Source organism: Paenibacillus pasadenensis, from assembly GCF_023715725.1.
Classification (GTDB): domain Bacteria; phylum Bacillota; class Bacilli; order Paenibacillales; family Paenibacillaceae; genus Paenibacillus_O; species Paenibacillus_O pasadenensis_A.
In genome coordinates this window covers 1-26,209 of the sequence record NZ_JAMBOT010000022.1, presented here as the reverse complement: position 1 = coordinate 26,209, position 26,209 = coordinate 1, and the positions used below count along the sequence as shown (strand labels likewise).

12 protein-coding genes, 18 tRNA genes, 1 rRNA gene and 2 riboswitches are annotated in these 26,209 nt (G+C 53.5%); of the genes, 5 read left to right on the top strand and 26 right to left on the bottom strand.

What is annotated here, in order from left to right:
- Positions 1-306: 306 nt before the first annotated feature.
- From M3223_RS23615 to gcvH, 4 genes are all read right to left on the bottom strand, one after another.
- Positions 307-2,340 carry an ABC transporter ATP-binding protein gene (locus tag M3223_RS23615; RefSeq protein ID WP_251566205.1) on the bottom strand — a complete coding sequence of 678 codons (2,034 nt, stop codon included), beginning with the start codon at positions 2,338-2,340 and terminating at the stop codon, positions 307-309.
- A gap of 58 nt (positions 2,341-2,398) precedes the next feature.
- Positions 2,399-4,144, bottom strand: a complete 1,746-nt coding sequence (locus M3223_RS23610; protein ID WP_251566200.1) for an ABC transporter ATP-binding protein — start codon at positions 4,142-4,144, stop codon at positions 2,399-2,401.
- Between the two features lie 475 nt (positions 4,145-4,619).
- On the bottom strand, positions 4,620-6,092 hold the full coding sequence (locus M3223_RS23605; RefSeq protein ID WP_251566204.1) for a DHA2 family efflux MFS transporter permease subunit: 1,473 nt from the start codon (positions 6,090-6,092) through the stop codon (positions 4,620-4,622).
- 267 nt (positions 6,093-6,359) lie between these two features.
- Positions 6,360-6,749, bottom strand: coding sequence for a glycine cleavage system protein GcvH (gene gcvH, locus M3223_RS23600; protein ID WP_251566198.1), 390 nt, complete (start codon positions 6,747-6,749; stop codon positions 6,360-6,362).
- Between the two features lie 158 nt (positions 6,750-6,907).
- A riboswitch (glycine riboswitch) is annotated at positions 6,908-7,009 on the top strand.
- Positions 7,010-7,012: 3 nt separating this feature from the next.
- A riboswitch (glycine riboswitch) is annotated at positions 7,013-7,137 on the top strand.
- 274 nt (positions 7,138-7,411) lie between these two features.
- Here gcvH and gcvT point away from each other — a divergent pair.
- The 4 genes from gcvT to M3223_RS23580 all read left to right on the top strand — a co-directional run bounded on the left by gcvT (position 7,412) and on the right by M3223_RS23580 (position 12,473).
- Positions 7,412-8,536 (top strand): glycine cleavage system aminomethyltransferase GcvT, encoded by a 1,125-nt coding sequence (gcvT, locus tag M3223_RS23595; RefSeq protein ID WP_251566197.1) that lies wholly within the window; start codon positions 7,412-7,414, stop codon positions 8,534-8,536.
- 10 nt (positions 8,537-8,546) lie between these two features.
- The gene (gene gcvPA, locus M3223_RS23590) at positions 8,547-9,923 is read left to right on the top strand and encodes an aminomethyl-transferring glycine dehydrogenase subunit GcvPA (protein WP_251566195.1); all 1,377 of its coding nucleotides are present in this window, start codon (positions 8,547-8,549) and stop codon (positions 9,921-9,923) included.
- Positions 9,924-9,973: 50 nt separating this feature from the next.
- Positions 9,974-11,431 (top strand): aminomethyl-transferring glycine dehydrogenase subunit GcvPB, encoded by a 1,458-nt coding sequence (gene gcvPB, locus M3223_RS23585; RefSeq protein ID WP_353057729.1) that lies wholly within the window; start codon positions 9,974-9,976, stop codon positions 11,429-11,431.
- Between the two features lie 211 nt (positions 11,432-11,642).
- Entirely contained in the window at positions 11,643-12,473 is an 831-nt protein-coding gene (locus M3223_RS23580; protein WP_251566193.1) for a lipoate--protein ligase family protein, read from the top strand.
- Between the two features lie 15 nt (positions 12,474-12,488).
- On the opposite strand, the gene M3223_RS23575 is transcribed toward M3223_RS23580, so the two are convergent.
- On the bottom strand, positions 12,489-13,874 hold the full coding sequence (locus M3223_RS23575) for an AAA family ATPase (RefSeq protein ID WP_251566191.1): 1,386 nt from the start codon (positions 13,872-13,874) through the stop codon (positions 12,489-12,491).
- A 472-nt stretch (positions 13,875-14,346) separates the two neighbouring features.
- Between M3223_RS23575 and M3223_RS23570 the strand changes: the two genes are divergently transcribed.
- Positions 14,347-15,702 (top strand): dipeptidase, encoded by a 1,356-nt coding sequence (locus M3223_RS23570; protein WP_251566189.1) that lies wholly within the window; start codon positions 14,347-14,349, stop codon positions 15,700-15,702.
- Between the two features lie 69 nt (positions 15,703-15,771).
- Here M3223_RS23570 and M3223_RS23565 read toward each other — a convergent pair whose 3' ends face one another.
- The 21 genes from M3223_RS23565 to M3223_RS23465 all read right to left on the bottom strand — a co-directional run.
- Positions 15,772-19,719, bottom strand: a complete 3,948-nt coding sequence (locus M3223_RS23565) for a glycoside hydrolase family 2 TIM barrel-domain containing protein (RefSeq protein ID WP_251566187.1) — start codon at positions 19,717-19,719, stop codon at positions 15,772-15,774.
- 383 nt (positions 19,720-20,102) lie between these two features.
- Positions 20,103-24,068 (bottom strand): glycoside hydrolase family 2 TIM barrel-domain containing protein, encoded by a 3,966-nt coding sequence (locus M3223_RS23560; RefSeq protein WP_251566185.1) that lies wholly within the window; start codon positions 24,066-24,068, stop codon positions 20,103-20,105.
- A gap of 312 nt (positions 24,069-24,380) precedes the next feature.
- Positions 24,381-24,454 (bottom strand) — tRNA-Gly (locus tag M3223_RS23555).
- Between the two features lie 8 nt (positions 24,455-24,462).
- A tRNA-Pro gene (locus tag M3223_RS23550) sits at positions 24,463-24,539 on the bottom strand.
- 9 nt (positions 24,540-24,548) lie between these two features.
- A tRNA-Arg gene (locus tag M3223_RS23545) sits at positions 24,549-24,625 on the bottom strand.
- Positions 24,626-24,628: 3 nt separating this feature from the next.
- Positions 24,629-24,703: transfer RNA gene (locus M3223_RS23540), tRNA-Gly, on the bottom strand.
- A gap of 3 nt (positions 24,704-24,706) precedes the next feature.
- Positions 24,707-24,793: transfer RNA gene (locus M3223_RS23535), tRNA-Leu, on the bottom strand.
- Between the two features lie 49 nt (positions 24,794-24,842).
- Positions 24,843-24,928: transfer RNA gene (locus tag M3223_RS23530), tRNA-Leu, on the bottom strand.
- A gap of 16 nt (positions 24,929-24,944) precedes the next feature.
- Positions 24,945-25,017 (bottom strand) — tRNA-Lys (locus tag M3223_RS23525).
- Positions 25,018-25,021: 4 nt separating this feature from the next.
- Positions 25,022-25,096 (bottom strand) — tRNA-Gln (locus M3223_RS23520).
- 12 nt (positions 25,097-25,108) lie between these two features.
- Positions 25,109-25,184 (bottom strand) — tRNA-His (locus M3223_RS23515).
- 16 nt (positions 25,185-25,200) lie between these two features.
- Positions 25,201-25,273, bottom strand: a tRNA-Thr gene (locus M3223_RS23510).
- Positions 25,274-25,287: 14 nt separating this feature from the next.
- A tRNA-Asp gene (locus M3223_RS23505) sits at positions 25,288-25,364 on the bottom strand.
- A gap of 4 nt (positions 25,365-25,368) precedes the next feature.
- Positions 25,369-25,445 (bottom strand) — tRNA-Met (locus M3223_RS23500).
- A gap of 9 nt (positions 25,446-25,454) precedes the next feature.
- Positions 25,455-25,530, bottom strand: a tRNA-Val gene (locus M3223_RS23495).
- Positions 25,531-25,534: 4 nt separating this feature from the next.
- Positions 25,535-25,609, bottom strand: a tRNA-Glu gene (locus tag M3223_RS23490).
- A 19-nt stretch (positions 25,610-25,628) separates the two neighbouring features.
- Positions 25,629-25,716: transfer RNA gene (locus tag M3223_RS23485), tRNA-Ser, on the bottom strand.
- A 21-nt stretch (positions 25,717-25,737) separates the two neighbouring features.
- Positions 25,738-25,825: transfer RNA gene (locus M3223_RS23480), tRNA-Ser, on the bottom strand.
- 5 nt (positions 25,826-25,830) lie between these two features.
- A tRNA-Asn gene (locus tag M3223_RS23475) sits at positions 25,831-25,906 on the bottom strand.
- 9 nt (positions 25,907-25,915) lie between these two features.
- Positions 25,916-25,991 (bottom strand) — tRNA-Ala (locus M3223_RS23470).
- Positions 25,992-26,084: 93 nt separating this feature from the next.
- Positions 26,085-26,209 (bottom strand): 23S ribosomal RNA (locus M3223_RS23465); the annotation flags it as partial.

Here is a 26,209-nt window from a genome sequence, read left to right as displayed (position 1 = left end):
TAGGCACGCCGCCAGCGTTCGTCCTGAGCCAGGATCAAACTCTCCATAAAGGGTTGTTCGACTTGCTCATTTATAACGTTGACTTGCTTCACTCGTTGTTCAGTTTTCAAAGAACAAATTCGCTTTAACGCTTACCGGACAGCTTGTCCGTTTCTAGCGTCCCAACCGCGTATCTCTCGGCCGGAATTAGAATATACCATACCCTTTTAGGATTGTGCAACCCTTTTTCTAAAAAACTTTTAAAAAACTAAAAAAAAGAATAAAGCCCCGGCATCAACCGCCGAGGCTCTATCTTCTATATATACATTAAGATACCTTTACGCCTACGCTGTCCCCAGCCTGAAGCTGGTACATGGCATAGTACTTGCCCCCATGCTCCATCAGCTGATCGTGGTTGCCGCGCTCTACAATAACGCCGCGGTCCAGCACGAGAATCTGGTCCGCCTGGCGAATCGTCGAGAGGCGGTGCGCAATAACAAACGTCGTGCGTCCCTGGCTCAGCACATTAAGCGCCTGCTGGATGACCGCCTCCGTCTCCGTATCGATGCTCGCCGTCGCCTCGTCCAGAATAAGAATCGCAGGATCATAAGCCAGCGCCCGCGCAAATGAGATCAGCTGCCGCTGTCCGGCAGACAGCGTGGCGCCCTTCTCTACCACAGGCTCATCAATGCCGCCCGGGAAGCGCATGAACATCTCATAGGCTCCAACGTCCTTAAGCGCCTGCACAATCTTCTCCCGGGAAATGTCCGGATTACCGAGACTTACATTAGAGGCGATCGTGCCTGTAAACAGAAACGGATCCTGCAGCACGATGCCCATATGCTGGCGAAGCTGCTGCTTCGGAATATCGCGGACGTCCATTCCGTCAATCGTTATCCGGCCTTTCTCCACATCATAGAACCGGAACAGCAGGTTCAGAATCGAGCTTTTGCCGGAGCCGGTATGGCCGACCAGCGCGACCGTCTCCCCTTGGCGAGCCGTAAACGTAATGTTGCGGAGGACGTAATCTTCTTTTTTATAGGCAAAAGTAACGTCCTGGAATTCTACCTCGCCCTTGTAGCGCGGCATCGAACCGTTGTCGACATCGGTTCCCGGTTCGTCCAGCAGCGAGAACACCCTTCCCGCCGACACACGGGCTGTCTCCAGATTCGTCAGCTGGTTCACAACGCCGACAATCGGCTGGAACATCCGGTTCATATAATCGATGAAGGCGTACATGACGCCAACGGTAACCGCTTTGCCAAGATCGTCGCCCCAAAACATCCACAGCACGATCAGAAAAATAACGTTGCGGATCGTATTCACGAGATTATGCGACGTCCAGGAGTTAACTTTAAGCAGCTTAATCTGATACTTGTAAAACTCGTTGTTCATCTCTTTAAACTCATTCGAGATGCTCTTCTGGCGGCGGAACACGCGGATGATGCTCATGCCTTGAATTGACTCGTTGATCATCGCATTGATATCGCTCAGCTTGGAGCGGATCAAGCTGTTGTATCTTCCCGCCACTTTGCGGTACACGATAATCCAAAGCACGAGGATGGGAAACAGCGGCAGTGCAAACATCGCCATCGCCGGGCTCAGAATGAACAACGCACCGAGTACGGCAACCATATAGATGATGCCGGAGAAAAAGTTCGCCAGCACGGCAACAAATAACTCCCGCACCGCTTCGGTGTCATTCGTAATGCGGGATACGACCTTACCGGCAGGCAGATTATCAAAATACTGAACCGGAAGCCGCTGCGTATGGGCAAAAACGTCCTCGCGCATGCGCTGAACAATTTTGTTAGCCGTCGTTTGCAGCAGCAGCTTTTGGCCGTAAGTGAAAAAGGCCGCGATCACGAGCAGTCCGAAATATAAAGCCGCCTGAACAAGCAGCGGATTCAGTTCCGGCTCGTAAAAGGCATATACCTCATCACGGGACATAGCCGTAACCGGTTGGGAAGCTGTTTCTCCGCCTTCGGGAGTCAGCCTCAACACTCCGTTCTCGACCTTTTTGACCGCCCCCGCAGGCAGTTCAAGCGGAACCGAGTAAAAGCTCGTTCCTTCTTGAACAATGGAGAGCCTGCCGTCTCCGCCCTCGCCAGGCCCCAGCCGGTCGCTGCGCTTGTAGCTGACGCCGCCGTACGTTACGGAGCCTTTTGTGCCCTCCGTCACCTGAACCCAGGTTTTCTCAATGCCGAGAATGTTGTTATCAATCATCCGCTTGGCCAACAGAGGTCCGACCATCTCGAAACAGACGGCCAGCGTCAGCAGGAGAAGCGCGGTCAGAATCTGTTTTTTGAATATAAGCGCATATCGGAGCAGCCGTTTCCCGGTTCCGGGCGCAACGGTCATCGTATCTTCCACGTTTGCTCACCTTCTTTTGTCAAAATCATTCTTTCTGCCGGCCGCCCTAAGACTCGACGATAGCCTCCAGCTGCTGCCTGTCGTATTGCTCTCGGTACCAGCCGCCCTGCTGCAGCAGCTCCTCATGGGTTCCCCGCTGTATGACGCGGCCGTTGTCCAGAACCAGAATCAGCTCCGCATGCTGCACGGCAGACAGGCGATGCGTCGTTATGATCGTCGTTTTACCGGCGCGCTCGGTACGGATGCCCTCGATAATTTCCGCTTCGGTTTTGGCGTCGACGGCAGACAAAGCATCGTCCAGCAGCAAAATGTCCGGGTCGGCAATCAGTGCGCGCGCAATGCTGACACGCTGTTTTTGACCGCCGGAGAGCGCAACGCCCTTCTCCCCGACAAGTGTTTCCAGGCCGTCCGGCAGAAACAGAATATCCTTGGCAAAAGAGGCTCTTACAAGCGCACGCTCCAAATCCTGCTCCGTTGCCTGATGTCCTCCAAACAGAATGTTCTCCCGAATCGAACGGGAAAACAAAATCGGCTGCTGAGGCACGTAGCCGAACCAGCTGTGCAGCCGGTCTAGCGGAATCCGCTCCAGCTGAACGCCGCTAATCGCAGCTTCGCCGTGCCCGGCCGGATACTCCCGGATCAGCTGTTTAAGCAGCGTCGTTTTACCGCTTCCGGTGCGTCCGACGATGCCGAGCGTCGCTCCTTTGGGCAGCGAAAAGCTGATATCAATCAGATTGTCTACCTGCGAGGACGGGTAGCGGAACGTAAAATCGCGGAAGGTAATTTCTCCTGGCGTCCCGATATCAGACAGCGTACCTTTGTCCTCTACATCCGCCTTAGCGCCAAGCGTTTCCTCAACGCGGTCCAGAGAGGCGTTGCCGCGCTGCAGCATGTTGATCAGCTCGCCGATGGCGAACATCGGCCAGATCAGCATGCCGAGGAAGATGTTAAAGGAAATCAGATCGCCGAGCGTAATCTCGTTGCGGAACACAAGAACGCCGCCGTACACCAGGCCGATAATGTAGCTGAGGCCGACGAGAATTTTATTCAACGGCTCGAACAGGGCGTCGATCTTCGCCACCGCAATATTCCGCTTCAGCACCTCGTTAGTTTTCGCGTGGAACCGGTCACGGTCGGCTTCTTCCTGCACATACGCCCGAACGACGCGCACGCCGGATACCGATTCCAGCACCTCGTCGTTCAGCTCGCCGAATGCGTCCTGCGCCTTGATAAAGCGTTCATGAATCATTTTGCCAAAAATACCCATGACAATGGCGATAATCGGCAGCGGCAGCAGAGCAGCAAGCGTCAGCTTCCAGCTGATAAACACCGCCATCATGAACAGAATCGTCAGCATAAACGCTGTAGAGTCAACCAGCGTAAGAATGCCGAAGCCGGCTGTCATCGAAATAGCCCATAAATCGTTTGTGGAACGCGCCATCAGATCGCCGGTGCGATTGCGCTCGTAGAACGTAGGCGTCATTTTCAGAAAATGGCCCATCAGCTTGCCGCGAAGCAGCCTCTCCAGCACGTTGGCCCCGCCAAACAGCCTTGACATCCAAATGTAAGTAATAAAATAACTTCCGACCGTAATGGCCAGCCAGGCAGCTACAATCCATAAAAACCGTTCCGTCGACAGCGTCCCCTGGCTGATGCCGTCCACCGTGTATCCGAGCAGCTTTGGAGGCAGCACCTCTACAAAACCGATCAATACGAGCAGCGTAATCGCAATCGCATATCTTTTCCATTCGAGCTTGAAAAACCAGCCCAGCTTGCCAATAACACCTAACACACGGCACCTCCGTTCCCAGCCTTACCCCGGCATAGACGTTCCGGCGGCATGGCTGATTCATTTCGATAAAAAAAGGACGTATCGCCTGTAAGCGATACGCCCTTGAACGCGAGAGCAGCCAGTCAGGCCGCGGCATCCCGTAGGAAGCCGCTGAACTGCACGGAAAGCTGCTGTCAGCGATATGGAAGCGCACGATTACAGGAGCGTAATCATGCGCAACTTGAATTAGCTTGCGGCAGGATTACGGTTAATCAAAGACGCGATCAAAGCAATAGCAGCGGTATCTGCTCCTAGATTGGTCTTCATCGTAATCCCTCCTCTTAACGTTATTGTCCGCAGCAGCCAAACCGCTGCAGAGCGCACTTTGCCAATGTATCACCGGGCTCAATCATTCGTCAATGCCCGGGCTGGAGATAATTCAGTTATAGCTGTTTTTGACCAGATGAACGCGTTCTGTACTGCGTTGACCGAGCCATTAATGCATCGGCGGCTGCATGCCGTCCGGCGAATCCACTTTGACCCGCTTAATGAACAGCGAGAGAATAAAACCGGCTGTGGCGAAGAAAATGACCATCATAAACGCCGATTGGACGCCTTGCGTCATGGCAAGCGGAATGAACGACAGGTCTTCCTTCGGAATGCTGTTGTCCGTATAGTAGGCCTTTTGTCCGGCGCTCATTACGCTGATTGCCAGCGCGGTGCCGATGGCTCCGGCTACCTGCTGGAGTGTATTCATGATCGCCGTTCCGTCCGGATAAAGCTCGCGCGGCAGCTGGTTCAGCCCGTTTGTAGAAGCCGGCATCATAATCATGGAGATGCCGATCATCATCAGCGTATGCAGCAGAATAACAATGCCTTTTGGCGTTGTCGGCTCAATTCCGGTCAGCAGCCAAAGAATGACGATGACTAACGCCAAGCCCGGCAGAACGAGCCAGCGCGGGCCGTATTTGTCGAATAAGCGGCCCATGACAGGAGACATAAGACCGTTGACGAGTCCTCCCGGCAGCAGAAGCAGTCCCGCCGCCAGCGGCAGCATGGCCATTCCGGCCTGCAAATAAAGCGGCAGCAGCATAACGGTGGAAAGAATGATCATCATCGCAACAAACACAATTAGCGTGCCCATCGTAAACATCGGGTAGCGGAATGCCCGCAGATTCATCATCGGCTGGCGCATCCGCAGCTGGCGGACGATGAACAGCAGCAGAGCAGCGGCGCCGACGGAGATACCGATAATAACCTTCGGATTGCTCCAGCCATGATCGCCTTCGCCGGCGGTACTAAAGCCGAACACAATGCCGCCGAAACCGACGCTTGACAGCGCGATGGAAAGCAAGTCAATGCGCGGGCGGGTCACTTCAGATACGTTGCGCATGAAGATAATGCCGAAGATGAGCGCGCCGACCAGCAGCGGTACCGCCATCCAGAAAATCGCTCTCCAACTGGAGTATTCCAAAAACAGGCCGGCGATAGCCGGGCCTACGGCTGGAGCAAACATAATGACAAGGCCCATAATGCCCATTGCCGCTCCGCGTTTATGCGGGGGGAATATAACAAGCACGGTGTTAAACATAAGCGGGATAAGCAATCCCGTGCCCGCAGCTTGAATCAAACGGGCGACTAGCAGCACCTCAAAGCTTGGAGCCAGCGCGGCGACGAGCGTGCCGATAATGGAAAACAACAGCGAAGCGACAAAAAGCTGGCGGGTTGTAAACCATTGCAGCAGCAGTCCCGATACGGGAGTAAGAATGGCCAGCACAAGAATAAAGCCCGTTGTGAGCCACTGAATTTGCGCCGCCTCGACGTTGAATATGCCCATGAGCTCCGAAATCGCGATATTCAGCCCGGTCTCGCTGAGCATCCCGATAAAACCGCTGATGAGCAGCGCGGCCATAATCGGTACGGCCTTATATTGCGGCGCCTCTTCCTTCACGGAAGCGTCCGCCGGCATCGTTTGTTCCACAGTGTTCCCCTCCTAGGCAGTGTTCTGCCTTTGTCTGTTTGGTTTAACCTGATAAGGTCCTCTACAATCTAACCATAATTTCAGCCGAAAGAGCAATTAAGGATTTGATTAAAATTGATTTTTACCATGCACAAATAGCCTGGCGGAAACGGTTGCCCGTTCTGCCAGGCTGTCTTACGGAAGGCGAAAATCCGGCTGACGCCCGATTATGGATTGATTCCGTTCCCTTCCGAAGGGTCCGGGGACCAGCGGTAATCAGTCGAGCAGCTTTTCATAAGCTGCTGCGTCCAGCAGAGCCGCCACTTGTTCGGCAGCGCTTCCATTAATCTCAATCTCTACCATCCAGCCGCCGTCGAACGGTTCTGTGTTGACGAGCTCCGGCGAGGAAACCAGCTCTGTGTTGACCCGCGTTACGGTGCCGCTTACGGGAGCATATAGATCCGACACCGTCTTGACCGACTCAATCGTGCCAAGCGGCTGCCCGGATTCCACCTTGTCGCCCGGCTGCGGAAGCTCGACAAACACGATATCTCCCAGCTGATGCTGGGCATGATCGGTAATACCGACGCGAATGACGTTGTCTCCCGCAGATGCTGCCCATTCATGTTCCTCGGTATAGCCTAACCCTTCGCGAATCTCACTCACTGGACGCTCATCCTTTCCCATCTTGGCCAACGGCCGTTTATGCGGAAAGCGTATACGATCCCGCTCCGCAATGTCAATATCTTGCTTACGAGTGTGCGAATGGATATTGACATTGTCTTGTCCCTTCTGACAAACTGGAAGAGAAACCGAATAAGCGGATGAACGCAGCGGGAGAGATCGCCGGAAGTCGAGGCGGCGCCGAAGGAGTAACCTTGACGGAGTCAGGGGAATCTCTCAGGCAAAAGGACCTTTGCGGGACGCGCCTCTGGAGAGAACGAGCGCACGGAATGGACCATGGTGCGCATCGTCACCCAAGGGGAAACTCGCCGCCGTACAGCAGGGACTGACGATCCGGACGCGAGGTAACTCTCAGGTACAAGGGACAGAGCGGAAAATTAGCAAGCAGCATGTCTGATTAAGACGGCATGCGGCGGCAATTTTCTGCGCTGTCCTTTTTTTGTCCTGCCGGCAGCTGACCTAACTAACCTTCACCATGATTATGTTCCCCGGCTTTTTAATGCAAAATGACACCTCTTTTTCCTTTATGCCTTGTGGAGGCAATTTTAAAATCGACTTTTGAGTTTGCCGCAATTTTCACCGCGCTTCTGGAACGGCCGGCCCGTTCCGCTTGTTTGTTCAAGCATTGCGAGGAGGAGATTTTAATGGCTAATCTGCGCACCACACCGCTTTATCCCCTGTATAGAGAGTACGGCGAACCTCGCTGCATCGACTTTGGCGGCTGGGAGCTGCCGGTGCAATTCAGCGGCATTATCCGCGAGCATGAAGCGGTTCGGATGAGGGCCGGCCTGTTCGACGTGTCCCATATGGGCGAATTTATCGTGACCGGGCAATTCGCGGCCGATTTTTTGCAAGGGGTTACAACGAACGATATCCGGCGGCTGAAGGACGGCATGGCGCAGTACACGCTTATGTGTTATCCAGACGGCGGAGTTGTGGACGATCTGCTCGTTTACCGCATTTCCGAGGATCAATATATGCTCGTCGTTAATGCTTCCAACATCGGCAAAGATTTCGATTGGCTGCAGGAGCATCTGATCGGGGATGTGACGATTGAGGACCGCTCCGATGTTACCGCGCTGCTGGCGCTTCAAGGCCCGTTGTCCGCCGAAATTTTGTCCCGCTGCACGGATGCGCCGTTCGCTTCGCTGCCGCCGTTTCATTTTCTGCGGGCCGTGGAAGTATGCGGCGTCCGTACGCTGCTGTCGCGCACAGGTTATACCGGCGAGGACGGCTTTGAGCTGTACGTCCCTGCGGAGGACGCCGCCCCGCTATGGCGCGGCTTGATGGCAGCGGGATCCCCGCTCGGCCTTGAACCGGCCGGACTCGGAGCCCGCGACACGCTGCGCCTTGAAGCGAAGCTGCCGCTGTACGGTCAGGAGCTGTCCTCCGGCATTTCGCCGCTGGAGGCGGGACTTGGCATGTTCGTCAAGCTGGACAGCGGCGAGTTTATCGGCCGCGGCGTGCTCGCCGCGCAAAAGTCAGCGGGCATTCCCCGCAGGCTTGTTGGCGTTGAGCTGCTGGAGCGGGGAATTCCGCGCACTCACTATCCCGTCTTCTGCGGTGAAACGCAGATCGGCGAAATAACGTCCGGCACCCAGTCGCCGACGCTGAAGCGCAATCTGGGGCTTGCCCTGATTCAGGCGGAGTACGCAGCAGCCGGCACGGAGCTTGAAGTTGAGATTCGCGGCAAACGGCTGAAGGCAGCCGTTGTGCCCGCCCCCTTTTACAAAAAAACGCGGCTTCCGCTCAGCCCTGATAAGGAGTGAAGGATTGCTCATGACCAGCCAGCACCGCTATATCCCCATGACGGAGCAGGATCAGGCCGAGATGCTTCAGACGGTCGGCGCCGCATCCGTGGAAGACCTGTTCCGCGATATTCCCGCTTCCATCCGCTACGAGGGAACGCTGCCTATGTCGGCTGCGCTGGATGAATGGTCGCTGCTGCGGCATCTCAAAGAGCTTGCGGCTCGCAATGCCGATCAGGAAAGCACGGCCAGCTTTCTCGGAGCGGGGTTGTACGATCATCATATTCCGGTCGTTATTGGCCATCTCGCTTCCCGCTCCGAATTTTATACAGCCTACACGCCCTACCAGCCGGAAATCAGCCAAGGAGAGCTGCAGGCGATCTTTGAGTTTCAGTCGTACATTTGCGAGCTTACTGGAATGGCAGTTGCCAACGCCAGCATGTACGACGGAGCGACGGCGCTTGCCGAAGCGGCCGCGCTCGCCGCCGCCCATACCAGGCGCAAGCGCATCATTATATCGAGCGCCGTTCATCCCGAAGCGCGCGAAATTGTGCGCACGACCGCACGCGGCCTCGGCCTCGACATGGTCGAAGTGCCGGTCCGCGACGGGCTGACCGACGCGGCTGCACTCGCGGCCGCCATCGATGATCAGACTGCGGCTGTGCTGCTGCAGTCTCCGAACTTTCTCGGCGGCATCGAGGACATCGCAGCCTGCGAGCCAGCTGTGCATGCCGCCAAGGCGCTGCTTGTCGTCAGCGCCAACCCGCTCTCGCTCGGGCTGCTGGAAGCGCCCGGCGCGCTCGGCGCCGACATCGTCGTGGGCGATGCGCAACCGCTCGGCATCGCTTCCTCGCTCGGCGGGCCGACCTGCGGCTTCTTCGCCGTCGCCGAGCCGCTGATGCGGCGGATGCCAGGACGCATTGTCGGCCAGACAAAGGATCTGGACGGCAAGCGCGGTTTCGTGCTTACGCTGCAAACGCGGGAACAGCATATCCGCCGCGAAAAAGCGACGTCCAACATTTGCTCCAACCAGGCGCTGCTGGCGCTATGCGCGTCTATCTTCTTGAGCGTAATGGGGAAGCAGGGCATGAGTGATGCTGCCGAGCTCAATATTCGCAAAGCGCATTACGCAGCGCGAGTTCTGGGTTCACTGGACGGATGTTCGCTCCCATGGCCGGATTCACCTTACTTCAACGAATTCACGCTTCGCCTGCCGGACGGGACGGACGTATCTGAATTGAACCGCCGCTTGCTGCAGGAAGGATTTATGGGCGGTTATGATCTTGGTTTGGCTTATCCTGAGCTGAAGGGCCATATGCTCGTAGCCGTTACCGAAAAAAGAACCCGCGCGGAAATCGATGCTTTTGCCGCTGCCCTTGATCGGCTGAGCAAGGAGGTGAGCTTATGAGCCAGAATACAACTACTGGATCCGAGCTTTTGCTAGCCGGAGCAGCTGGCGTGAAGCCGGAAAAGTCGCTCATATTTGAAATGAGCCGAGCTGGCCGCAAAGCGTACTCTCTCCCTGCCTGCGACGTGCCGGAAGACGAACCGCTGGAGGCGCTGATTCCTGAAAAGCTGCTGCGCAAGCAGCCCGCCGCTCTGCCGGAAGTATACGAGGTTGACGTCATCCGTCATTACACGGAGCTGTCCCGCCGCAACTTTGGCGTCGACAACGGCTTTTATCCGCTCGGCTCCTGCACGATGAAATACAATCCCAAAATCAACGAGGACGCGGCGCGGCTGAACGGATTTGCGCGCATTCATCCTTACCAGCCGGAAGAAAGCCTGCAAGGAGCGCTGGAGCTCCTGTACACGCTGCAAAATGACCTGGCCGCGCTGACCGGCATGGATTTTGTAACGCTGCAGCCGGCGGCCGGCGCTCACGGCGAATGGACCGGACTGATGATGATCCGCGCCTACCACGAAAGCCGCTGCGAGGCGCGCACAAAGGTCATCGTTCCCGATTCCTCACACGGCACGAATCCGGCCAGCGCCACTGCCGCCGGACTTGATACCATTACGATTAAATCCAACGAGCGAGGACTTGTCGATCTGGACGCGCTGCGCGCGGCGGTCGGGCCGGACACCGCTGCACTTATGCTCACCAACCCCAGCACGCTGGGGCTGTTCGAGGAGCAGATTGAGGAGATTGCCGCAATAGTCCATGAGGCGGGAGGGCTGCTCTACTATGACGGAGCCAACTCCAACGCCATCATGGGCATCACCCGCCCCGGGGATATGGGCTTCGACGTTGTGCATCTTAATCTGCACAAAACGATGAGCACTCCGCACGGCGGAGGCGGGCCCGGCGCTGGACCGGTTGGCGTCAAGCGGCATCTCATTCCGTTTCTGCCTAAACCGGTCGTTGGCAAACGCGGGGACGGCAGCTATTATTTTGATTACGAGCGCCCGCAGTCCATCGGGCGTGTTAAATCCTACTACGGCAACTTCGGCATTCTCGTTAGAGCCTACGCATATATTCGCACCTACGGGCCGGAAGGGCTGCGCCGCGTATCGGAATGCGCCGTGCTTAACGCAAATTATATGATGGCGCGGTTATCGGAATCCTATGAGATTCCTTACCCCGGCGTCTGCAAACATGAGTTTGTCATGTCGGGCCGCGGTCTCAAGCCGTTTGGCGTGCGTACGCTGGATGTCGCCAAACGGCTGCTCGATTTTGGCTACCATCCGCCGACGATTTATTTTCCGCTCAATGTGGAGGAATGCATCATGATTGAGCCAACGGAGACGGAGAGCAAGGAAACGCTGGACGCCTTTATCGATGCTATGCTTCGAATTGCCAAAGAAGCCCGGGAGACGCCGGAGCTTGTGCGGAACGCGCCCTATACAACGATTGTGCGGCGGCTGGACGAAACCGGCGCGGCACGGAAGCCTGTGCTGAACTGCTCTTGCTGAGCATAGGATAGACTAAAAAGCTCCGCAGCAGGTTTTGGCCTGCCGAAGGAGCTTCTCTTTTATACGATTCAGAAACCAATCTTCCTATATGTCTCCTCACGCTGCGCTCTAGCCGTCATGAGGCTTTGCGTCAATCTGAAGCCCGAAGTTATAATAAAAGGATGAGCCCTAACACGAATAAGCCTTATTATAGGAAGGACTTTGTCTCATTATGATTGCACAACGTTATCCCGGGCTGCTGCTGCTCGACCGCATGGACGACTGGGCAGAGCCCAATGTCCTGCATTCCTTCGCTCTGGACGAGCTGCTCTGCCGCCGCACCGGCCAGGACGGCATCCCCGTTCTTCATTTATGGCGGCATCCGTCCGGATTTGTGATGGGCCCGCGAGACAGCAGACTGCCCGAGGCGGCGCTGGCCGCGCGCGAGCTGGAACGGCTTGGCCTGTCTGCTGCTGTGCGGAATTCCGGCGGAGCGGCCGTCCCGCTTGATCCCGGCGTCGTTAATATTTCGCTTATTTTACCGCTGGAGGGCGCCGCATCGTCCCGCTTCAACGATGATTTTCAGCTGATGTACGAGCTGATCTCCGCTGCACTGCAGGACACCGGCGTCCAAGTGGACAAAGGCGAAATCGCCGGAGCCTATTGCCCCGGCGACTATGATTTGAGCATCAGCGGGCGCAAATTTTGCGGCATTGCACAGCGCAGGCTTTCCAAGTCCTATATTGTCCAGGCATTCGTCAACGCCGGCGGCTCCGGAGAGGAGCGCGGTCGTCTCGTTCGCCAGTTTTACGATACTGCCGCTGGAAGCTCCGCTCACGGCATTAGTTACCCTCAGGTTCACGCGGAAACGATGGGCAGTCTAGAGGAGCTTGCCGGTTTATGGCCGGATTCCGCCCGCATGTTTGCGGAAGCGGTCGGGACAGCTGCCATCGGAGCGCGCGGCGACGATGAAGCCCGCATGCCGGACAGCAGGATGCCGGACCGTGCGGACATTGCCGCACTGGCAGCAACACTCCGCGCCCGCTATCCGATCGGAACGTAACGTCTCCTTGCAGCATCAAGCGTAAAAGCCGACTCTAGCCGAACCGGACGCCGTTAACCAGGCTCCGGTTCTGCTTTTATCCATCTCCATCCTGATGGCCTTAATGATATCCGCCGTATCCAGATTTCCCGCCCCCGCCTCATGCAAGGCAAAGACTATGGATGTATACAGCTCGCCTAGCTGAGCATACGAAAAACCGGCTGTCTGCTCCGCAAGCAGACTTAGCTCCTGCGGCTGAATCAGGCGGCCGATCCCTTTTTGGCTCAAGTAAGCCTCACGGCTTTCCAAGGAAGGCTCCTGCACCTCATATGCCCGGTCGATTCTTCCCGGACGGCCCAGCAGAGCCGCATCAAGCTGCTCGGGATAATTGGTCGTTGCAATAAGATAAATTCCTTTGCGGGTCCGCATTCCGTCCAGCTCGTTCAGAAATACAGACCGCAAAGCAGGATTCAGACCGTCTAGATCCTCCACAATCAGCACAACCGGCGCGAGCTCCTCGGCGCAGCTGAATATTTCGCGGATGCTGTCGCTGCTCGTATGCTCGGTCATCTGCCAGCAAACGGCAGGCACTCCGGACTGTGCCGCAAGTGAGCGGACGAGGCTTGTTTTACCGTTGCCCGGTTTGCCGTACAACAGCACGCCCCTGCGGTAAGGGATTCCGAATTGTTCATAAAAACCGTCCGCCGAGTTGAAAAATTGGGTGATGTTCTCTTCCAGCTCCAGCCAGAGCGGATCTTTAATGAACCCGCTCCCCGAACCGGGCGCTGCCAGAAATGTTTCACGGCTTAATCCGTCATCCCGGTCCGTGAACAGCGTTAGCTTATTCGCCGCAATGCTGCGGCTGCGTTCCCGGGAGTAGTGAAGAAAGCTGCGGAGCGAATCGTCGGTTGGCGCGAACAGGTACGGAATCGCAGCCTGCCCGATCAATCGCGGCACTGGCACCTGCGCCAGCGCCACCTTCCATTCCGGATATACAAACAAATGATTGTCGAGCGAAGGATAGATGCGAAAATCCGCGGAATGCCGCTCGACGCTTCTGCTCTCCATTGATTCATATATTCTCGCCACGAGCTGAAGGCCATCAAAACCTTCCTTCACATCTTGAGCCAGCTGGCTCCAGCAGAATCCCAGTCCATCCTCGTCTTTGTACACCATAAAGTCCTGGCCGTACCGGTTCTGCAGCAAATCCCGCATCATGCGCAGCAGCTGACGGTGTTCGTTCCAAGCCCCTTCGGATGAATTCCGGCCGCCTGTCGCGTAATCCCCCGTCATAAGCGTCCTCGCCATCAGGCTTGCCGCGGAGGCAGGCATAGCTGCAATGACCGTACTGGCTCCTTGCAGCGAGGACGGTCCTGAATGCTCCCCTCCGTTTACGCCATAAAAGTTCCAATCATTTATCAAAAGGTTCACCTTTTCTTCTATAAAATAGTTGTCATCATTTCGCGAGACGAAAAAAGCCACGGACTCCTGTCCGTGGCTTCGTCCGCAAGATGCGGACTGCGGGTTAAAGGCTGCAGCGGCTCCGATTGCTGATCGGCAGCCCTGCGCCTAATGATCAAACCCGTTTTTTATGCCATTCCGTGGAGACCTCCGGAGCTGACCCTCCGGCAAGTAAATGCAATTGTCGCGCGTCCTTTAATACCTTGATCATATCCATCCGCCTCCCTCTTCAAGTTGATATCTGTATTCTATGGCGCGCCGCCTGCCCCGTCAACGGCTATGGACGGTAGAAAATGGATTAAACATTTTTCCCCCGCGCCGCTATTTATTCCAGCTGCTGCTGCTCTAACGCGGTGCTCCGCCCGCTTCTTATCGCTATGTTCAAAGGGTATAATAAAACCATATCAAGAACCAACCAAGGAGGTACATACTTGTGTCCTATGAAGCTTATTTTCAATCCAGGCGTGAAGACCAGCTGGAAGAGCTAAAGCAATGGCTTCGCATTCCTAGCATTTCCGCCATCTCCTCCCACGCTGGAGATATGGCAGCTGCAGCCTCCTGGCTGGCGGATGCCCTTAACAGCGCCGGACTGGAAAATGTCGAGATTATGCCAACAGCCGGTAATCCGGTTGTATACGCCGATTATCTCCATGCTCCGGGCAAACCGACTGTGCTTGTTTACGGGCATTATGATGTGCAGCCGGTCGATCCGCTGAACCTGTGGCAAAGCCCGCCTTTTGAGCCTGAAATTAGAGATGACAAGCTGTACGCCCGCGGCGCCACGGATGATAAAGGACAGGTATTCATCCATATCAAGGCAATCGAAGCCATTTTGAACGAGGACGGCACGCTGCCGGTCAACGTCAAGCTTTGCCTGGAGGGAGAAGAGGAGATCGGAAGCCCGCATCTTCCGGCTTTTCTGGAAGCAAACCGAGACAAGCTGAGCTGCGACGCCGTGCTTGTATCCGATACGTCGCTGCTGGAGCGCGGACGTCCGGCAATCTGCACGGGGCTTCGCGGCCTCTGCTCTCTGGAGATTACCGTGAATACGGCAAACACGGATCTGCATTCGGGCACGTATGGCGGCGCTGTGCCGAACTCCCTTCATGCCGTCGTCGAGCTGCTCGCCTCCCTGCATGACAGCAGCGGCCGCGTTGCGGTAGAAGGTTTTTATGAAGGAGTGCCGGAGCTCTCACCGCTTATGCGGGAGGAGTTCGCCAAGCAAGGCGTGGACGACGGCAAAATTCGCGACGGCCTCGGCCTTGAGGCTCTGTACGGCGAGGAAGGATACAGCTTCGTCGAACGTGTCGGCGCCCGGCCGACACTGGAGCTTAACGGCGTTTATGGCGGCTTCCAGGGAGAAGGCTCCAAAACGGTTATTCCGAAAGAAGCCCATGCCAAAATTACCTGCCGCCTCGTCGGAGACCAGGATCCGCAAAATACGCTGGATCGTATCGAGAAGCATCTGCGCGACCGAGTTCAGCCTGGCGTCCGCCTGACGGTGCGTCAGATGGAAAAAGCGAATGCGTTTAACATCGATCCTTCTCATCCGATTTTGCAAAAAGCGGCGGACGCATACGGAAGCGTATATGGCACGCGCGCTCTTTTCACCAAGGACGGCGGCTCCATCCCGATTATGGCGGCGTTTTCCCGGGTGCTGGAAGCTCCGGTTGTGCTAATGGGCTTTGGCCTGGATGACGAGAATCTGCATGCTCCCAACGAGCATTTCAACTTGGAGAACTTTGATAAAGGTTTGCTTACCGTTGTAGAGTTCCTGAAAACTCTGTAGGCCGTAAATTAAAATCAATGCCCGGTCCGCCATTGGACCGGGCTGTTTTTGCATCATCGAATATGTTTCTTATTGCTTCACAAAACGGACGGCATCTGCAACGGTGTACCCATAGCTCGAGGCAATCAGCTTAACGGCATTGTCCGTTGCGGAAGCGGTAAACGTATAACTTCCGATCTCGACCCACACGCCGTTGTTTTTCGTCTGATCTACCGTTTTCGACGAATCGATAACTCCTCCGTATTTAATTTCCAGCGGGGCCGCCGTCGGGCGATTGGCAGCAGCCGTCCACCTCATGTAAATCTTATAGGTGCCAGCCTCCGTAATGGTCGGAGTCCAAACGGCGGATTTGCTCGGGTTCGCCCCGACATCCCCGTCATGCAAATAGTTGCCGTTGTAATAGCCGGGATCATACGTGCTGGACGTCCACGCGCCATTGGCCGTAAATTCCGGGCTTTCATTATCTACGATCACGACTACCGGAAGCCCTTTCGCTACGACATTGTCCACGACCGCTGCTTGATTGTACGTCCTGATTCCGATTTTGCCCGCCGTTAAGCTCGTATCAGTGACGACTATTTTCTCGGCTCCGTTTAAATACCCTTTAATCGTGCCGCCTATCATAGACAGCTTAAGATTGTACATCGTTTGCAGCGACACGGACTGAGACAGGTTCGCAAGCATTGTGAACGTGCCGCCTGCTTTTTTCAGCAGCTGAAGCTTATTCTCCCCCGCATTCAACCGCAAATAATAATAGTTGTTGTTATCCGTATAACGGCCGATAATGCCGGTTGCCGCAGTTGATGTCCGGGACAGGAAATTCACATCCGCCTGAACCTCGTAGTTTGTCCATCCGGTATCGCCGATTGTTGTCAGCGCCTCGCTCGCCGCTTCCGAAGATTGTTTGTATCCGTAAGTCGTCTCCGTCACGACAGACCAAGCGCCGCTGCTGGCTGTCCAGCCTTGAGCGTTCCCGTCCTCAAAGTCATCCTTTACTAACAGCTGCAGCGGTTCCGTCGGAATTATCCGCTGCTGCGGAGTCGCGGAAACCGTATTGGAGTCGCCGGATTGGGCCGTACCGTTCAATGAGCTTACCGCAAAGTAATACTTCGTGCCGTTCGCCAGCCCCGCAACCGTGACTTGGCCGGAAGCAGCCGAGTTAACATCGAGTACGGAGGTAAGAGCTCCTGGCGAGACGCCGTACTTCACTCTGTATCCGGTCGTGTTCTCCACGTAGTTAAAATGCAGGGATACCTCGCCGTTTCCGCTTACCGCGGAATACAGCACCGGATTAATGCCAGGAGCGGCGTCCGCTGCCGGCTTTACCGACATTTCCTGGGACCAATTGCTGGAGCCAAAATAAGCTCCATTTACATCCTTGTCCATTTTGACCCGGAAGTAATAGGTTGTGCCGTTTGTCAACCCCATAACGTTAAATGCCCCGTAGTTCGTAATCTCATCCAATGTTTCCGTGTAATTACCGCTTGAAGTGCCATATTTAATCGTATAGGTCGTGGTGTTGTTTGCTTCGTCGCTAGCGGTTCCCGTCGAGCTCGTGTAGCCAACGTAAAAGCCCCCGTCCACGCCGACCGCTTTCCACAATGTCGGAGGAAGCAGCTTGTAATTAGCCAGCGGAGCTGCGCTGACAGCGGAAGAATCCGCTCCATCTCCGGCCCCGTTAGAGGCAACAACGGAGAATTGATAAGCCATGCCGTTTGTCAAACCGGTAATATCGATAAAATCATTAATCGTCGCAGCTGTCACGTTTGTCAGCGAAGAAGTGCCGTACTTCACCTTATAGGATTGAGCGCCGTTCACTTTATTGAACACCACCCGAACCATCCCGTCGGCAGCAAGCACTTCCTTAATCGCGGAAGGGCCAGGTACGGAAAAATAAGCTTCCTTCACCTTAATCTCATACTGCGTAGGCGAAATGACGGTAAAACGCTGCTTCAGCAGGCCAGCGGCCGGTACCTTCCAGGCGACATAGGTCGACCATGCGGGATCTCCCGGCTGAATGACCGGCAAATCCGTAATGCCCCCGTCTTTGACCTCATAATTGCGGTCATAAATTTCCCACTTCAGCTTATACCCTTTCATCGTGTAAGCGGGCAAATCCAGCACAGCTCTTGGCGATAAGGTCACTTTAGTCACTTGCTCCGAGCCTGGCGCAAATTGCTGCGAGAATTGCTCAAGGCTCATCGCTTGAACCGGGCTATTCGTATCCCGTAACGTTTCAAACCATTTTTTCTCATCCCGCCAGACATTCACCGCTCCCCAAGATCGATTTTGCGAAGCAGGGGTGCTTCCGGTAACGCTGCGATAATCGTTAAACGTCCATACCGAAGCGCCGACTACTTGCGGGAAATGTTTGTATACGTTCAGAATCGTCTTCGGATCAAAAAAGCTTTTATCCAAGTCCTCGCCTGTCTGGGATATCCCGTACTCCGACACAAAAATCGGCTTGCCGGGATAGTTATTGGCCACCGCAGCAACCTGGTTGTAATTTCCATACATGTTCATAAAAATAATATCCGAAAACCTAGAAGCGTCATTCGCGTTAGTAGCCTGATTGCTGGCGTAAGTCAAAAATCGGGTATTGTCCATCTGCCGAACGAAGCTGAACATGTCCTTCACAAAATTGTCTACGCTAGCGCTGTTACCCGCGATTTCGTTCGCCACGCTCCAGCCGACAATACTGGGATGATTGTAATCCGTTTCAACCATCGTTTGCAGCCATTGCTCTGCGAGCGGATAACCGGATGGGTTCGTAGGGGCTCTGAATCCCCAGAAAGGGATTTCCTCGACGATAAGCATCCCGATTTCATCCGCATAATCCAGCAAATCCGGGTCCTGCTGGCCGTGGAATATTCTCGTCATGTTCACCCCGGCTTTTTTCATCAGATCAAGATCACGCATAATTAAATCATCCGGCTCCGTATTCCCGTTCACCCGGTCGTCCGGAACGCGGTTTGCGCCGACAAGACGCACGGACTCGCCGTTTAATTTAAATTGGGTGGAATTCCACTCGATTTTACGAATACCGAACGTGTTAGTTACTTTATGCTTTAATACGCCGCCCTCGCGAATTTCGGTTTCCATTCGATAAAGGTTAGGTGTATCAAAACTCCACAGCTTGACGAGCGAGGCGGGCAAGTTTGTTTGCAAAAGGAGCGTTTGATTTCCCTTTGCGGCAATGGAGGCTGAGGCTGTAAATGCAGGATCGTTAGCAGCGCTCCAGACGAGAGCTCCCGTTTTTTTATCATAGATGCTTGAGACTGCTGAAACGGTTTTCACTGAAGACGATGCATTGATCGATTTTAGTTTTACCTGAATGGCAGCCGTTCCGGCGTTCAAATCCGGCGTAGCGGTAATATGCTGATATTGAATTCTTGCATCCCGGTTGAATACAAGCTCTACTTCTCGGCTAATACCGCCCCAATGCCACCAGGCGCTTTTATCCCAAGATTCAGCCGTATTGTTCACTTTGACAACAATGGTGTTCGGAGCGTTGTACTTGAGCAAAGGCTGACCTGCGGCATCCAGCAGCGGCGTTCCGTCCGGCTTGTTGATCAGATCGGCCTCGAACGCCCCGTAGCTCCCTTTATGATCAGCAACTTTAACCCCGTTCACATAAACGCTCGATACATAAGAAACTGCTCCGAAATACAGGCGGGCCGGGTAGCCCTGCATATCCGCCGGCACGGTAAACGTGCGCTGATACCATGCGGTACCGGTATATTCGCTATAAACATTTTGCGTCTCCCAGTTTCCCGGCACTTTCATTGAATCCCAATTTGTTACGTCATAGGCTGGAGCAAACCATTGCTCGGCAACTCCGGTTTCATTGCTGTCCGTTTGAAACTTCCAAGTCCCGTTAAGCGAAATTCTGCTTTCACCAGAAACCTGACTTGGTCCTGCCGCTTCTGCCACCACTCCATTGTGAAAGATAAATAATAGAGCAATCAATACGGCCACGCTTAAACGAGCAGGTAAACCGGTTTCAAAAAACTTCATTAATATTCCCCTTCCCGATTTGAAGTGTTTGAACAGCCCCTCCCCCAACAGGGCTGGAAGTACTTGTCAAACTAAATCCATTCTATTGAAAGCGCTTTATTTAATCCATGGCTTTAATTTCATTCCCATATAAAAAATATCATTATGCTTCCTACCCGGACTCGCTTGAGCTGTCATTCAATGATGAGGCCGAATTTTCGTGTAATATTACCGACTATCGTTCAGATTTCAAGTATTGGGTACCTCGATTTTAAGATGGTGCAAAACGGCCTTATTAGGTTTTGGTAGTCAAAGAGGAACTAAAAAGCCCTTGCGGCGCAAGGGCTTTTTCATTTCTCATATGGAGCGGGTACGCGCTAACGCATAACTCCGCCTTTTAACGTTTACTGTTTTACAAATCGGACGGCGTCCGCGATTGTATACCCCCAGGTAGATGCGATAATTTTTACATAATTATCTGTAGCGGATGCTGTAAAAACGTACGTCCCGATTTCGACCCATTGGCCGCCGTTCAGGGTTTGATTGACCGTTTTAGACGTATCGACGGTTCCGCCGTATTTGATTTCAAGCGGCGCGGCCGACGGTCGGTTCGCAGTAGCCGTCCACCTCATGTATACTTTATAGGTGCCTGCCTCCGTAATGTTTGGCGTCCAAACCGCCGATTTGTTCGCATTCACGCCTTCGGCGCCGTCATGCAAATAATCTTCGCTGTAGTAGCCGGCATCGTACACGCTGCTCGTCCAGCCTCCGGTTTCCGAAAACTCCATGCTTTTGTTGTCCACAATCACTTCAACCGGAACACCCTTTACGACCACATTGTCGATAACGGCGATTTGATTGTACGAACGGATGCCTATTTTTCCTGCCGTAACACTCGTATCGGTAATGGAGATTTTTTCTACGCCGTTCAAATATCCTTTGATCGTCCCTCCCATCATCGACAATTTAAGCTTATAGACCGTATCAAGAGCAAAAGTCTGAGGCAGGTTTACAACGACGCTAAACGTTCCGTTTACCTTTTTCAACAGCTGCAGACTGCTCTCTCCGGCATTCAAACGCAAGTAATAATAATTGCCGCTGTCCTTATACCGCCCGATAATACCTGTTGCAGCAGCTGATGTCAACGATTTCATCACGATGTCGGCTTCTACCTCGTAATTTGTCCAAGCGCTATCACCTGCCGTAGTCACGGCTTCGCTGGCTGCATTGGAGGACTGTTTATAGCCATAAGTCGATTCCGTTACGACCGACCAACTACCGCTTCCAACAGTCCACCCCTGCGAATTGGCATCCTCAAAATTATCTTGCAGCAGCAGCTGCAGCTCCAGCGGGCCCGGTTCTGCCGGAATCGTTCTAACATTCGGCTTGGCCGACTGGATACCGGACAATCCGGATTCAACGATACCGTTCAGGGCGCTAATTGCAAAATAATACGTCGTGCCGTTTGACAAACCGGTGACCGTGTACTGCCCGGAAGCAGCCGATTCGATCTCCTTGACGGAAGTTAACGATCCGGGAGAAGCTCCGTATTTAATCCGGTATCCCGTTGATTTTTCCGCGTAGCTGAAGCTTAAGGACACTTGTCCGTCACCGCTTGCCGCGGAATAAAGAATAGGAGCCTCGGTTGCGGCATTATCCGCTTTAGGGGTAACGGATCCTTCCTGCGACCATCCGCTGGAACCAAAATAGGTTCCGTTTACGGTTTTGTCCATTTTGATCCGGAAGTAATAAGTGGTACCATTGTTAAGCCCCGTTACGTTAAAGGCCCCGTAATTTTTGATGTTGCTTATCGTTTGCGTATAAGCTCCGCTTGAAGTTCCATATTGAATTGTATAGCTGGATACATTGTTTTCCTCAGACTTAAATGTCCCCGGTCCGCCCGTATATCCTACAAAAAATCCTCCGTCAACTCCAACCGCCTTCCACAGCTTTGGCGGCAACAGCGCTTGCGCAGCCTGCGGAGTCGCGCTTACGGGAGTCGATTCTACGCTTTCTCCAAAACCATTCACGGCTACAACGGCAAATTGATAAGAGGTGCCGTTCGTCAAACCGGTAATCTCCACAAAATCATTAATCGTTGCGGCTGTCACCTGGTTTAGGGAAGTTGTTCCGTATTTGACCTTGTAGGACTGTGCTCCGTTCGTTTTATTGAACACCACTCTAACTTGCCCGCCAGCAGCCAAAACCTCCTTTATTGCAGATGGTTGAGGCGCGGAAAAGAAAGCTTCTTTGGCTCTGATTTCATACTGCGTAGGCGACACAACCGTAAAGCGCTGTTTGAGCAACCCTGCAGCCGGAACCTTCCAAGATACAAAAGTCGACCAAGCCGAATCGCCCGGATGAATGACCGGCAAATCCGTAATTCCCGAGTCCTTGACTATATAGTTCCGGTCATAAATCTCCCATCTGAGCTTGTACCCTTTCATCGTATAGGCCGGCAAGTCCAGCACCGCTCTAGGAGATAGGGTCACCTTGGTCACCTGCTCCGACCCTGGCGTAAAGGTGTGCGAATACTGCGCAAGATCAAGCGATTGGACAGGGCTGTTTGTATTTTTAAACGTCTCGAACCATTTCTTTTCGTCCCGCCATACGTTGACTGCGCCCCATGTCCGGTTTTGCGAGGCTGCGCTGTCTTTCTGCCAGAAATTACTGCGGTAGTCGTTAAAGGTCCATATCGAAGCACCAATAACTTGCGGAAAATGTTTATAAGCGTTTAAAATCGTCGATGGATCAAACCAGCTTTTGTCAGGATCTTCACCTATTTGGGAATTGCCATATTCGGATACAAAAATCGGTTTGTTTGGATAATAATTGGCGACCGTCGCTACCTGCCCGTGATTGCCGTATGCATTCATAAAAATAATGTCTGAAAATCGGGATCCGTCGTTCGGGCTATTCGTGGCTCCATTGCTGGCATAGGTCACAAATCGTGTCGAATCTTTTTGCCGGACGAAGCTGAACATATGCTGTACAAAAGAATCCGTATTCGTGCTCCACTGGATTTCATTCGCGACGCTCCAGCCCACGATGCTGGGATGATTATAATCCGTCTCCAGCATAACGCCCATCCATTCCTCGGCTAGCGGATAACCGGATGGAGTAACTGGAGCCCCATGTCCCCAAAAAGGAATTTCCTCCACAATCAACATGCCGATTTCATCTGCATAATCCAGCAAATCCGGATCTTGCTGTCCGTGGAAAATTCTCGTCATATTAACGCCGGCCTTTTTCATCATGTCCATATCGCGTTTGATTAAATAGTCCGGTTCGGTATTACCGTTCACCCGGTCATCAGGCACACGATTCGCTCCTACCAGACGAACGGATTCGCCGTTAACTAGAAATTGAGTTGAATTCCATTCTATTTTGCGTATTCCGAACGAATCGCTCGTTTTATGCTTGAGCGCGCCGCCCTCTCGGATTTCGGTTTCCATCCGGTATAGGTTCGGCGTATCAAAATTCCACAGCTTGACGAACGAGGAAGGCAATGTTGTTTGAAGGGTAAGAACTTGGCTGCCTTTTGCAGCTACTGTAGCAGAAGCGGAGAAGGAGGAATCGTTGGCAGAGCTCCAAATCAGAGTTCCCGTGGCCTTGTCATAGATTTTGGAGACGGCCGTAATTGTTTTGCTGGAGGATGATGCATTTAGTGCGTTTACCTTCACTTGAATTGACGCGCTTCCCGTGGTCAGATCAGGAATTGCGGTAATATGCTGATACTTGATTCTTGCATCCCTATTAATGATTAATTCCACATCACGGCTAATTCCGCCCCAGTGCCACCAGGCGCTGCCATCCCAGCTTTCTGGCAAGTTGTTCGCTTTTACTACGACCGTATTTGGAGAGCCGTATTTTAAAAGCGGCTGTCCGGCTGCATCCAGAAGTGGCGTTCCATCCGGTTTTTGAAGTAAGTCCGCTTCAAAAGCCCCGTAGCTCCCTCTGTGATCGTTAATGATTTTCACTCCGTTTACCCACACGCTTGACAGATGAGATACGGCTCCGAACTTCAGCCTCGCAGGGTACCCTTGCATGTCGGTCGGAACGGTAAAGGTCCGCTGATACCATGCGGTTCCCATATAATCGCTATATGTACTTTGAGTATCCCAGTTGCCTGGCACTTTCAAGGAATCCCAAGCCGATACGTCATACGAAGGAGCAAACCAAGATCCGGACTCTCCAGCATTCGTGCTATCGGTTTTAAATTTCCACATTCCGTTAAGCGATATTCGGCTCTCGCCCGAGGCTGGCTCCGGGCCTGCAGCATTAACATGAGCAGGCGGAACTATAATTGTAAATGCCAAAAGCAACAAACTGCATAATCCAACAGGCCAGACTAGGTCAAACACTTTCATTAACGATTCCCCTTCCAAATCTGAAATGGTTTGATTACATCATCAAACTAACAACAGTTTATATGGAAGCGCTTACTTTATCCATGTCTTAAATTTCAGATTCATATACAAAATATCGTCAGCCTACTTGCAGGAGCAGCAGATTAAACTCTATATCCTTAAGTCTTAACCTGGAAGGCAAGTATTCTTTACTAGTGTCCAACTTTCTGTGCCTGTCATTTTCGGAAATCCGAGATTGCATATTATAAGATACGTTTACGGGTAAAAACAAAAAAAGCCCTTGCAGCGCAAGGGCTTGAATAATTTCACATATGGAGCGGGTGATGGGAATCGAACCCACGCTATCAGCTTGGAAGGCTGAAGTTCTACCATTGAACTACACCCGCAAAAAAGATGGTCGGGATGACACGATTTGAACATGCGACCCCCTGGTCCCAAACCAGGTGCTCTACCAAGCTGAGCTACATCCCGTTATTTAAATGGCGTGCCCGGAGAGATTCGAACTCCCGACCTTTTGATTCGTAGTCAAATGCTCTATCCAGCTGAGCTACGGGCACGTATGGAGCGGAAGACGGGAATCGAACCCGCGACCCTCGCCTTGGCAAGGCGATGCTCTACCGCTGAGCCACTTCCGCAAATGGTGCGGTCAAGAGGACTTGAACCTCCACGTCATTGCTGACACTAGAACCTGAATCTAGCGCGTCTGCCAATTCCGCCATGACCGCATGATATAAAAGATATTTCCTAGTTTCGCCTGGCAGGGCGAAAAGTAAATGGTGCGGTTGAGAGGACTCGAACCTCCACGGGCGTACGCCCACTACCCCCTCAAGATAGCGTGTCTGCCATTCCACCACAACCGCATATAAAGTTTAAAAGTGAGCCATGAAGGACTCGAACCTTCGACACCCTGATTAAAAGTCAGGTGCTCTACCAGCTGAGCTAATGGCTCTTAGTGGCTGGGGATTCAGGGATCGAACCTGAGAATGACGGAGTCAAAGTCCGTTGCCTTACCGCTTGGCTAATCCCCATCAGAAAATCAATGGGGCGATCGAGGGGAATTGAACCCCCGAATGCCGGAACCACAATCCGGTGCGTTAACCACTTCGCCACGATCGCCATGCATTTAAACAAATGCCGCCGAGAGGACTTGAACCCCCAACCTACTGATTACAAGTCAGTTGCTCTACCAGTTGAGCTACAGCGGCATATGGAAAATAAATGGCGGAGCTGACGGGATTCGAACCCGCGGTCTCCTGCGTGACAGGCAGGCATGTTAGGCCTCTACACCACAGCTCCATGTTGGTTGCGGGGACAGGATTTGAACCTGTGACCTTCGGGTTATGAGCCCGACGAGCTACCGGACTGCTCCACCCCGCGGTAGTTGAATGGTGGAAGCTGAGGGGATCGAACCCCCGACCCTCTGCTTGTAAGGCAGATGCTCTCCCAGCTGAGCTAAGCTTCCATAATGGTGACCCGTAGGGGATTCGAACCCCTGTTACCTCCGTGAAAGGGAGGTGTCTTAACCCCTTGACCAACGGGCCTTATCTAATTGAGAAAGAACGGAGAGAGAGGGATTCGAACCCTCGCACCACTTACGCAGTCTAACCCCTTAGCAGAGGGTCCCCTTGAGCCACTTGGGTATCTCTCCAAATCGTTTAAAGACTTGCTACGGAGAAGGAGGGATTCGAACCCTCGATACGCGATTAACGTATACACGATTTCCAATCGTGCTCCTTCGACCACTCGGACACTTCTCCATTTATGGCTCCCCGAACAGGACTCGAACCTGTGACAACTCGATTAACAGTCGAGTGCTCTACCAACTGAGCTATCAGGGAATATAAGCATGGTGGAGCCAAGGAGGATCGAACTCCTGACCTCCTGCTTGCAAGGCAGGCGCTCTCCCAGCTGAGCTATGGCCCCATATAATATGTAAGCCTTAAGTTCTCAAAGCTTGTGCCCTGAAAACTGGATCGAACGGTATGCCGTGCTGACCGGCTGTTGTCTTGCCTAGATAAGGATAAGCCCTCGACCGATTAGTATTCGTCAGCTGCACGCATTGCTGCGCTTCCACCTCGAACCTATCTACCTAGTCGTCTTCTAGGGGTCTTACATACTGGGAAATCTCATCTTGAGGGGGG